The organism is Methylomonas koyamae (genome assembly GCF_001644025.1).
Taxonomy (GTDB): Bacteria; Pseudomonadota; Gammaproteobacteria; order Methylococcales; family Methylomonadaceae; genus Methylomonas; species Methylomonas koyamae_A.
Window position 1 is genome coordinate 1 of sequence record NZ_LUUK01000123.1, and the last position, 9,795, is coordinate 9,795.

The window sequence follows — 9,795 nt, forward strand, 5'->3', positions numbered from 1 at the left end:
GCTAATTCTGCCATTAGATGGCTATTTTTGCCCATCCCCTCGAAAAGGTAAAAATTAGCAATATCTAATAGGCTAGCATGCAATTTCCACCATATTATCTGGCACATAATCCACCCTGTTATTATCCATTTCAACACGATCCCTTACGTTTGGCCCGTAGTCAGTCTATTGACAAACGTAGCCTATAGGCTACACTTAAAGCATGGTCGATATAAAGAAAACCGATGTTTATGCCCGATGGCTGGACAATCTTCGTGACATTCGTGCTCGTGCACGAGTTTTGGCCAGGGTCGAACGTCTAGCTGCCGGCAATCCGGGTGACGTGAAGTCGGTAGGCGAAGGTGTATCAGAAATGCGCATCGACTATGGCCCCGGGTATCGGGTGTATTTCACTCGACGCGGCAACGAAATCATCATTTTATTGGCCGGTGGCGATAAAAGCACTCAGGATGCCGATGTTAAAGCCGCCCAAGGTCTTGCCCGTAACCTGTAGGATAACGCAATGACAAAAACTATCATCAGTCGCTACGATGTAGCGGAGCACTTGAGAACCACCGAAGAAATGGCGGCCTATCTGGATGCCTGCATCGAGGAAGCCGACGGCGATGCGGCCTTCATAGCCAAAGCGCTTGGCGATATTGCCCGTGCGCGTGGCATGTCGCAGATTGCCAAAGAGACCGGACTTTCCCGCGAAAGCCTGTATCGATCCCTGGACGGCGAGCATATCCCTAGTTTCGATACGATTCTCAAGGTAACAAAGGCACTAGGCATTCATCTGCATGCCGACCCGGCCTGATAAATTCAGCGGTACGAAAACGTACGTTAGCGGCTACTTTAATTCGCTTGCAGGCTTTCTTAAGCAAACTGACGGACAACACCCGGCCAAAAGCGGTCAGATAGATGTTGTAATTGAATGTACGTTACCAAAGCAACAGCAGTCATTAGCGATTTTCTGCCAACAAATCCTGGGCAATATCGCCAAGCTTTTTTAAGGCTTTTTCTACTCTGTCATTCCACGGCACCGCGCAACTCAAACGGATGAAATTGCCATATTTCTTTTGCGTGGCCGAGAACAAGGGGCCGGGCGCGATAATGATATTCTCCAAGCTGGCGCGGCGATGTAGCTCCATGGCATCAACACCGACGGGCAGTTCCACCCACAAGGCAAAGCCGCCCTCGGGCTGGGTCACTCTGGTACCTTCGGGGAATAACAGGCTGACGGCCTTTATGGTCAATGCCACGTTGCGGGCATATTCCTGACGCACCTGCCGTAGATAGCGGTCGTAACCACCTTGCTCCAACATGTGCGCGACTATCAGTTGGTTCAGGGTCGGCACGGCCTGGTGTTTCATGTATTTCAGGTTTTCCACTCGCGCCATGTAGAGGCCCGGCACCAGCCAACCCACGCGCATTCCAGGCGACAGGGTTTTGGCGAAGGAATTGCAATACAAAACCTGACCGTTCCGGCTCCAGGCCTTGCAGACCGATGGCCGCCGCAAGCCAAAGCCCAAATCGCCGTAGACGTCGTCTTCGACCAATGGGATCTGATGTTTTTCCAGCAAAGCCACCAAGGCTTGCTTGCGTGCGTCGCTCATGCAGGAACCGAGTGGATTGTTGTAATTGGAGACGATCAAACAGGCTTTGATCGGCCATTGCTCGATAGCCATTTGCAAAGCATCCAGCGACAGGCCATCGCGCGGATGGGTGGGGATTTCCAGCGCCTCCATGCCGCAGGATTCGATGACTTGCAACAAACCATAAAAAGTCGGCGATTCGATGGCGATCAAATCGCCCGGTTCGCAAACGGCCATCAACGCCAAGCTGACTGCCTCGCGGGCGCCGTGAGTAATGACAATGTCGTCGGGGCTGTCGGCGCATTGCAATTCCACCATGCGCTTGGCGATCTGCCGGCGCAGTTCCTGATTACCCAGCAATTCGTCGGCGTCGAAACAACGCTTACCGAAAGAGCGCGCCACCTTGCCGGTAGCCTGTTGCAAGGCATGGGTGGGTAAAAAATCAGCATGTGGCACCGACGAACCCAGGTTGATCTGGTAAGGGTCTTTGACCGCACGCAGAATTTGTCGGGTCAGCGATTGACCGGTGATCTTAGCCGGGGTAAGGGGGGCATCAAATACTTCCGGTTCTACAACAGCCTGTCGGCGAAAGCCGCTGACATAGTAGCCGGATCGCAAGCGCGCCTGAATCCTACCGCTGTCTTCCAACAGGCGATAGGCTTCCAGTGCCGTTGAGATGCTGACATTCAGTTGCTGACTCAGCTTCCTGACGCCGGGCAGTTTTTCGCCTGGTTTGTAAACACCCTGCTCGATATGCGCAATCACCGTATCGGCGACGGTTTCGTACAAGTGTTTCATGTTTTCATCCAGGTTGATCCATGTATTTGCGCCGGGCATTGCTTGTATTGCTTCGATCAGGAAGCGCCATTAGAGGCAACTGTGCGCTTGCCTGACCATACCGATCACTAGCGATTAAAGCTCAACCGCATCCTTAACCGCCAATTTGCTCTGAATAATACCTGCCAAATAGTCTGCATCATCGGCAATCCCCAGGAACCGTCCGGAACCCCAAGTATGCAACCAGGGCAAACCGATAAAATACAAACCCTCCACGTTGCTGACGCCGCGATCGTATTGCGGGAAGCTGCGGCCATCGAAGGCCGGCAGTTCTATCCAGCGATAGTTCGGTCTAAAACCAATCGCCCAGATTACGCTGGTGATGTTTTCGGCATCGGCATCAATGCGGGTAGGATCAAACTCGGGTTCCCAGACTTTGCGAAAAGGCGGCTCGACCGGCGCATCGATGTTGTGTTCGGCAATGTAGCGGTCAATATCGTTGCGGATATTGACGTAGATTTCGTCGGCATCGTCCAGGTTTTTGGTCAAATCCGGTAAAAACTCCAAGTTGCTACCGTTGATATTGGCGATGCTGCCGTACAGTTTTACGCCTTCCAAGGCAAATTTCCGTAAGTCAATTTCGTGACCGCCGCTGCGCCCGGTCAAGTAATGATTGGTTTTATGCTTGGCTTCGTCGCCCAAGGGATGGCGGTCGATGGTCAATTGATAAAAGCCTAGGTCAAACAACCATTCCGTGGTTTCGCGGCCGCGATACATGCGCGGCGAACGCGGGGCGCTACCAACGGCAAGATGCACCTTGCGACCGGCCAGATGCAAGTCTTCCATCAACTGCACGCCGGATTGGCCGCTGCCGACCACTAGCACTTCACCTGCCGGCAGTTGCGCTGGATTGCGGTAATTGATCGAATGAATCTGGGTGATGTGCTTGGGCAGACTGTGCGCATAGTCAGGCACGATAGGAATATCGTAGCCGCCGGTTGCCACCACCACATGGTCTGCGGAAAACTCGCCCGCCGAGGTGCTGACATGTAATTGGCCTTGCTCACCCCGCCATACTCGATTTACCGCTACACCTTCCATGATGGGCGGATTCACTTTTTTGGCAAAAGCTTCAACATAAGCGACGATTTCATCTTTCAGCATAAAGCCTTGCGGATCATCGCCCTGATAAGGAAAGTCCGGCAATTGGCATTGCCAGTTTGGGGTGACCAAACAAAAACTGTCCCAGCGGTCGTTACGCCAGGCATGGCCGATGCGGTTTTTCTCGAAGATGATGTGGTTGATACCGTGTTGTTGCAGCTTATAACTGACGGACAAACCGGCCTGGCCGCCGCCAACGATAATCGTGTCATAGTGCAGGCGGGTATTTTCTGATTTTTGTTTCATGACGTCCTCGTTTTGGTTTTTTGCTATTCGCGTTGAGTGGGTGTGCTGTATTGGTCTATTCGATGAACTCGGTCACGCTGACCTGGGGATTTTCACTTCCCAAAAACTGGCTGGCCTTGGCTTCGATTTCCGCTAGTTGGCTCATCGCACTGGAGCAGGTGTAGCCATATTTCTGCCGCACCCGCTCACTGGCTATTTCCAAGGCTTCGCGGCTGTGCTTGACGAATTCCGGCAAGGGATAAGTCTGTCCGGGTTGGAAATAATCCTTGATCACCAATGATGGCGAATAACACAGGCTTTCAGTCTGGTCCGGCCAGCGGACGCGGAAGCGCATTTCAGGCATGTTTAGTTCCTTGGGCGTTGATGAATGAACGGTAAATTTCAAGATGGATGTCGGCTGATTGCGCCCAGGAAAATGCCTCGCTTAAACGCTTAGCGATAGTTGACAGGCTATCCGTGGGGAAATCTTCGACAGCTCTAAGCATCGCGATTGCTATCGCCGCGCTGTCTTCCGGATCAGTCCAGATACAGTCCTGATCTTGCAAATAATCGGTAAACGGCGGCCTTAGCGAAACAATGGCCGGCGTGCCGGAAACAATGGCTTCCAGCACCACCAGACCAAAGCCTTCGGTCAATGATGGAAACACCAGTGCATCAGCCAGACGGAGCACACTCGGCATGTCGGCATCGGGCAATGGGCCGGTGATGATCAATGATTGGCCGGGACCCTCCTGCAGCCCGCTTTCGGCAACAGCAGCATTGAAGCGCTGGCGATACACATCATGATTTAACAAACTGGCACCGCCGACGATGATCAACTGGGCGTTCGGGCGTTGTTGCAAAACTTCGTGAAAAGCCGCGAAGATGCGTAAAGTGTTTTTGCGCGCCTCGATACCGCCGACCGCCAGAAAAATCGGGCCGCCGCGCGTCAAACCTAACGACTGGCGCAGTGTTTCATCATTGGCTTGCGGCGTGGGCGAATAGCGTTGCATATCGACACCGTTATTGACTTGCACAGCGGCAATGCGATGCTGCTTGTGCAATTTGTCCTGCCAATCACGGCTGACGCACAAGACTTGTTGCGCGGCGAGGAAGGAGCGGTTTTGCCACGCTGCCAACGAACTATCGTCGAACTGATCCAAATGATGCACGGTGCGGATGAAACCATCGACAATGCCGCGTTCAGAAAGTCGGGCCATCGCGCAACCGCTGATGGCATCCTGGGCGTGGTAAATATCGAATGTCTCGGTCGTGGACTGGCCGAAGTAATCGATATAAGCCTGAATGCGCTGGCCGACACTGGTAACAAAATCATCGCTCAATGTGGGTAGCGGTATCAGGAATGTCTGGCAACGTGCGGAACGGAAGAAATCTTTGCCGGGTTCCGCTGCGGCGATCAAAGTCACGTCGTGCCCCAAATCCTGCAAGGCCTCCGCCAATTGCATGGCGTGTACCACACCGCCGCGCGGGTTAACAGAATGAGTCAGCATGGCAATGCGTAGTCTTTGCATGGCTAGCCCTGCCGTTTTGGGCCACAGCCGATCAAAGCTTCGCTGTTTAAATCCCACAGAAGTTGTTCGTCGTCGCCAGCTTTCAACCTTAACCGGCGGCTATCGTCAGTTTTGCCGATTGCCGCGCAAGCGATGCCGCGCTGCTTAAACAGTTCGATCACCCCTGCACTATTATGCGCATCAACACTCAGCACGAAGCCGTAGCTGGGAAAACAGCACAACCATCTTTCCAGATCGATATGGCTGGGGCGGGGAATGGCGTTGATGTCGATCACGCCACCCACATCTGAGCATTCAAATAACATCAGCAGTGTGCCGATCACGCCGGCATTACTGATGTCCTTAGTCGACGCGCACAATTCAGTTTCAGCCAGTGTTGGCAAAAGCTCTAAATCCTGGCGCAGACGTTCGGGCGGCGCGCCGGTACTGGCGTCCCACCAGAGGTACGGTTCCCGGAAATGGCCGCGTAAATCAATAGCCGCTAACAGAATTTGCTCAGGTTTGGCGGCAAAGCTGCTCAATAGCCGTTTGGCGCGACCGAGGATGGCTACCGAGAATTGCGGAGCATCGTTTCTCAAATTGGTATGCCCGCCGACCACTGGCACGCCGTAGACTTGCGCAGCGGTTGTCAGCCCCTCCAGAATCGGTTTGACTTGGTTTTCGCCGTTGCTCCAGATGGCATCGACGACGGCGATAGGCCGACCGCCCATTGCATAAATGTCACTGACATTGACCATTACCCCGCAATAGCCGGCAAACCAGGGTTGGCTGGCGACGAAGTCATTCAGATAGCCTTCGCAGGCCAGTAATAGATAGCTGTCAGCATCGGGAATGGCGGCGCAGTCGTCGCCTACGACAATCTCCGAGCCGGCATGCATAGGTAAATGCTGCATGACACGAGCAATATCGCGCTTATGCCCCAGCCCTGCACCCTGGCGGATTCTGAGCGTCAAGTCAGCCAGCCAGGTCATGCCGCCATCCGAGTCGTGGTAACAAAACCGATGGCGCCGTCGGCATAAGGCGGATACCAAGCTAGGTCCGCTTGCATCAGATAATGCGCCCGCCCATGCGCGGAGATTTCCTCTAGGGATTTCCAGTGCAGGCGGCGGAACAGCAATTGGTTTCGACTTTGCACCTGCGCCAGAAAGCTGGTGCAGCCTTGGGAATGCGCTGAAGTGACGGCCAGTTTGATCAACGCCGCGCCGAGACTGCCTTGTTTACGATAGCCTTGATCCACCGCCAACCTCGAGCCCCACCAAACGCCGGGTTTTTCCTGATGAATACGCACGGTGCCCACTACTCGATCCGGTAAACCGGCCACGCAGGCGATGGCGACGATGGGTGTGGCGATGTTGTCAATGTCGTCCAGATCGTCGCCGGCAAAGATACCTTGTTCCTCACAGAACACTGCCTGACGTAGCGCCAACATTTGTTTACGCTCCCAATCCTCTGTGACGAATTTGATCAGGTAGGCGTTGGCAAAAAACGGTTTAAAGTTATCGGTCCACATCTCACACCTCATAACTGGCCAGCGCCGAGCAGGCACCGCATTTGGCGCAGCCGGCTTTCATGTCTTGGGATAGCAGATTTGCTTGCTTCAGCATCGCACCCAATGGCGGCAGGATTTGCGCCATGAAGGCCGGTGTCGGCGCCGGATAGTTTGCCAAGGGCGTGCCGGTAATGGGTACGAACGGCACGACAAAGGGGTAAACGCCTTTCGCTATCAACTGCTCGGAGACCGACAAAATCGCTTCCGGCGTATCTCCCAAACCAGCCAGGATATAAGTGCTGACCTGACCGCGACCGAACACCGCGACCGCAGCGTCGAAGGCATCCATGTAACGCGCCATCGGCACGCTGGCCTTGCCGGGCATGATACGGGCGCGCACTTCTGACGTGACCGCTTCCAGATGCATGCCTAGGCTGTCTATGCCAGCAGCCTTCATCCGTTCGAACCAGATGTCGTCATCCGGCGGCTCGCATTGGCCTTGAATGGGTAGATCGACTACCTCCTTAACGGCTGCAGCGCTTTCGCAAAGCAGCGCCGCGCCTCTATCGGTTAGATTCGGCGTGCCGGTGGTCATGACCATGTGTTTGACCTGATCCAGTTCCACCGCTGCTTTCGCGACTTCCGCCAGTTGTTCCGGCGTTTTACGTAAAATGGTCTTGCCCGCTGCCAGTGATTCGCCGATGGCGCAAAACTGGCAGGAGGTTTTACGGTTGCCATAACGGATGCAGGATTGCAGTAGCGTGGTCGCCAATACATCGGACGAATGCAGCGTGGCAATCTGCGAATAAGGGATGCCATCGGCAGTCTGCAAATCGTAAAAACGTGGCTGGTGGGGAAATTCAATATGGCTGACTACTACGCCATCGCGACGAATCTCGCTGATGCCGTGTATGTCCGGCCGGCTGGCGACGAACGGCGACTCGCAAGCCGAAACGGTAGCAATCGGTATCATCACGGTTCGGCCTGCCAAACTAACGGCTTTATGATCGGAAGGACCGGCACCGCCGCGACGGCCAGTTACGCCGACTTCACTGTCTTCCAGGCGTAAGCCTAAGGATTGCAAATCGGCGATCAGCTCTGCCACGCCGACTTTAGTGTGTGCTGATAGCGTCATCGCGGTCGCTCTCTTGAGTGGGTTGAGACGAAACAGCTGGTAGGTCGCTGAACATCGGTACTGCCGGCCTGTCGGCTATGCGCAAACTAAGCAGCTCAGGCCGGGCGTAATGGCCGACCGAATCCATCATCCGTTTACGTTTGCTGATTAAATTTATATCCAGATCGGCGATCAGCATGCCTTCGCCTTCGCGCAAGGGTTCGACCACATGCTGACCTTCCGGCGAGATGATGGCCGTGCAGCAACCGCCGCGCAGGGCTTTTTGCAGGCCAGGATCAGTGGTCACCGCGTCAATTTGTTCGTCACTGAGCCAACCGGTGGCGTTAACTACAAAGCAACCGGATTCCAAGGCATGGTGGCGGATCGTGACTTCAATTTGTTCGGCAAAAATCGGCCCAACCAATGAGCCGGGAAATTGGCTGCAATGGATTTGTTCGTGCTGGGCCATCAACGCGTAGCGCGCCAGTGGGTTGTAATGCTCCCAGCAGGCCAAAGCACCGATGCGCCCTATGCCGGTTTCTACGACCTTTAAGCCGGATGCATCACCTTGACCCCAAATCATGCGCTCGTGATAAGTCGGCGTAATCTTGCGGCGTTTCAACGCCAGACGACCAGTTTCGTCGAATATCAATTGCGTGTTGTACAAACTGCCGTGGTCACGCTCGTTAATCCCCAACACCACCACAATGCCGTGCGCCTTGGCTTGCGCCGCGACCGCGTCGGTGATAGGTCCCGGCACCGTCGGTGCGAAATCGTAAAGCTTCAAATGCTCACGGCCCTGGGCGACCGGCGGCAGTACGAAAGAAAAATAGGGGTAATACGGCACAAAGGTTTCTGGGAATACCACGATTTGTGCGCCTTTCGCGGCGGCGTCGCTGATGGCCTGGCACACCTTGTCGCAAGTAGCGGTGGCGGATTCGAACACTGGCGCGATCTGGACGGCGGCGGCTCTGACGATAGTAGACATAGTCAAAACAAAATCTCCTGCTGCGAGTCAAAAAAAGCCCGAACCTAGGTTCGGGCGAGCACAGATGGCTGGAGGATTTACAGCGTCCAAGTATCCATAATGAAAGCGTTGTCGCGCTGATGGATCAACACTATGTCTAACACGTCTAATGGGCTGATCGGCCTAATACCCGGCAACAAGCTGGGTTCGCCATGGCCGTACAAGGCTTGTAAGGCAAAGCGGCAGGCATAGACTTTGCCGCCTTCTTCGATGAATTTGGCAATTTGATTGGCGTAGTTTTGATGACCGGGGAAGGATTCGTCGCCCAAACGCGGAAAGCCGCGTTGCAGACCTAAGGTGACACCCGGACCATACAGCAGAATGGAGGTTTCGAAGCCTTTGCGTTGTAAGCGGGTCGCTTGCAACAGATTGACAAAACCTATCGAGCCTTCAAATGCGACGGTGTGGAATTTGACCAAAGCTTTCTGCCCTGGTTCTGCTTTGACATCTTCAAATACTTTTTCTTCGAAATCGACAAAACAATCGCCTTTTTGATGGGCCGGTGCGGTGACTGCGGGCATGAAATTCTCCTGAATGTTAGTAAAAAATGTCCCGCATCGGAGGGAGGGATGCAGGGTGGTATTCTGGTCGTCAACCGTTACCTGATCGACGGTGAATACTTTACTAACCCAGGAAAAAGCCAAACAGATTCAGTTTATTGCTTAAATATTAAGTACAGATTTAGCGAAAAGTGATCTGTATGGCTTGAAAAAATACATAACTGTTATGGTTAAATTGGTGTCTGATCGGCATAGCTGTTGAACCTACCAATAAGTTCCTGCAGGCTTATTACCGATGTTGTTTACAAAAAATATAGGAAAATTGAAGGGCTGATTCCTTTTATCGAATTGCGCGGAAAACCCCGCCGTTTAGTGCGGGGATGAATAGCGCGAATA

General features: G+C 53.8%; 11 protein-coding genes. 2 read left to right on the forward strand and 9 right to left on the reverse strand.

Going from position 1 to position 9,795, the window contains the following annotated elements; all coding sequences use genetic code 11:
• Positions 1 to 202: 202 nt before the first annotated feature.
• Both A1355_RS09235 and A1355_RS09240 read left to right on the forward strand, forming a co-directional pair.
• Positions 203 to 493 carry a type II toxin-antitoxin system RelE/ParE family toxin gene (locus A1355_RS09235; RefSeq protein ID WP_064027269.1) on the forward strand — a complete coding sequence of 97 codons (291 nt, stop codon included), beginning with the start codon at positions 203 to 205 and terminating at the stop codon, positions 491 to 493.
• A 9-nt stretch (positions 494 to 502) separates the two neighbouring features.
• The gene (locus tag A1355_RS09240) at positions 503 to 796 is read left to right on the forward strand and encodes an addiction module antidote protein (protein WP_026603654.1); all 294 of its coding nucleotides are present in this window, start codon (positions 503 to 505) and stop codon (positions 794 to 796) included.
• 145 nt (positions 797 to 941) lie between these two features.
• On the opposite strand, the gene A1355_RS09245 is transcribed toward A1355_RS09240, so the two are convergent.
• From A1355_RS09245 to A1355_RS09285, 9 genes are all read right to left on the reverse strand, one after another.
• Entirely contained in the window at positions 942 to 2,372 is a 1,431-nt protein-coding gene (locus A1355_RS09245) for a PLP-dependent aminotransferase family protein (RefSeq protein WP_064027285.1), read from the reverse strand.
• A gap of 114 nt (positions 2,373 to 2,486) precedes the next feature.
• On the reverse strand, positions 2,487 to 3,758 hold the full coding sequence (locus A1355_RS09250; protein WP_064027271.1) for an MSMEG_0569 family flavin-dependent oxidoreductase: 1,272 nt from the start codon (positions 3,756 to 3,758) through the stop codon (positions 2,487 to 2,489).
• A 55-nt stretch (positions 3,759 to 3,813) separates the two neighbouring features.
• On the reverse strand, positions 3,814 to 4,101 hold the full coding sequence (locus A1355_RS09255) for an MSMEG_0570 family nitrogen starvation response protein (protein ID WP_026601104.1): 288 nt from the start codon (positions 4,099 to 4,101) through the stop codon (positions 3,814 to 3,816).
• Positions 4,094 to 5,269 carry an MSMEG_0565 family glycosyltransferase gene (locus A1355_RS09260; protein WP_064027274.1) on the reverse strand — a complete coding sequence of 392 codons (1,176 nt, stop codon included), beginning with the start codon at positions 5,267 to 5,269 and terminating at the stop codon, positions 4,094 to 4,096. The genes A1355_RS09255 and A1355_RS09260 overlap by 8 nt, the downstream gene beginning before the upstream one ends.
• 2 nt (positions 5,270 to 5,271) lie before the next feature.
• On the reverse strand, positions 5,272 to 6,240 hold the full coding sequence (locus A1355_RS09265; RefSeq protein WP_064027276.1) for a sll0787 family AIR synthase-like protein: 969 nt from the start codon (positions 6,238 to 6,240) through the stop codon (positions 5,272 to 5,274).
• Complete coding sequence (locus tag A1355_RS09270; protein WP_064027278.1) at positions 6,237 to 6,779, reverse strand: MSMEG_0567/Sll0786 family nitrogen starvation N-acetyltransferase; 543 nt, start codon at positions 6,777 to 6,779, stop codon at positions 6,237 to 6,239. Before A1355_RS09270 ends, A1355_RS09265 begins: the two co-directional genes overlap by 4 nt.
• Position 6,780: 1 nt before the next feature.
• Positions 6,781 to 7,893: an MSMEG_0568 family radical SAM protein gene (locus A1355_RS09275; protein ID WP_064027280.1), complete on the reverse strand. Its 1,113-nt coding sequence runs from the start codon at positions 7,891 to 7,893 to the stop codon at positions 6,781 to 6,783.
• Positions 7,871 to 8,860 carry a Nit6803 family nitrilase gene (locus A1355_RS09280; RefSeq protein WP_231883616.1) on the reverse strand — a complete coding sequence of 330 codons (990 nt, stop codon included), beginning with the start codon at positions 8,858 to 8,860 and terminating at the stop codon, positions 7,871 to 7,873. Before A1355_RS09280 ends, A1355_RS09275 begins: the two co-directional genes overlap by 23 nt.
• Before the next feature lie 77 nt (positions 8,861 to 8,937).
• Positions 8,938 to 9,420, reverse strand: a complete 483-nt coding sequence (locus A1355_RS09285; protein WP_064027283.1) for an MSMEG_0572/Sll0783 family nitrogen starvation response protein — start codon at positions 9,418 to 9,420, stop codon at positions 8,938 to 8,940.
• Positions 9,421 to 9,795 lie beyond the last annotated feature (375 nt).

Excerpts from the sequence above, each read along its gene's own strand:
- A1355_RS09240 (WP_026603654.1), top strand. The coding sequence starts at position 503 with ATGACAAAAACTATCATCAGTCGCTACGATGTAGCGGAGCACTTGAGA.
- A1355_RS09285 (WP_064027283.1), bottom strand. The coding sequence starts at position 9,420 with ATGCCCGCAGTCACCGCACCGGCCCATCAAAAAGGCGATTGTTTTGTC.
- A1355_RS09280 (WP_231883616.1), bottom strand. The coding sequence starts at position 8,860 with ATGTCTACTATCGTCAGAGCCGCCGCCGTCCAGATCGCGCCAGTGTTC.
- A1355_RS09235 (WP_064027269.1), top strand. The coding sequence starts at position 203 with ATGGTCGATATAAAGAAAACCGATGTTTATGCCCGATGGCTGGACAAT.
- A1355_RS09270 (WP_064027278.1), bottom strand. The coding sequence starts at position 6,779 with ATGTGGACCGATAACTTTAAACCGTTTTTTGCCAACGCCTACCTGATC.
- A1355_RS09245 (WP_064027285.1), bottom strand. The coding sequence starts at position 2,372 with ATGAAACACTTGTACGAAACCGTCGCCGATACGGTGATTGCGCATATC.
- A1355_RS09260 (WP_064027274.1), bottom strand. The coding sequence starts at position 5,269 with ATGCAAAGACTACGCATTGCCATGCTGACTCATTCTGTTAACCCGCGC.
- A1355_RS09265 (WP_064027276.1), bottom strand. The coding sequence starts at position 6,240 with ATGACCTGGCTGGCTGACTTGACGCTCAGAATCCGCCAGGGTGCAGGG.
- A1355_RS09250 (WP_064027271.1), bottom strand. The coding sequence starts at position 3,758 with ATGAAACAAAAATCAGAAAATACCCGCCTGCACTATGACACGATTATC.
- A1355_RS09275 (WP_064027280.1), bottom strand. The coding sequence starts at position 7,893 with ATGACGCTATCAGCACACACTAAAGTCGGCGTGGCAGAGCTGATCGCC.
- A1355_RS09255 (WP_026601104.1), bottom strand. The coding sequence starts at position 4,101 with ATGCCTGAAATGCGCTTCCGCGTCCGCTGGCCGGACCAGACTGAAAGC.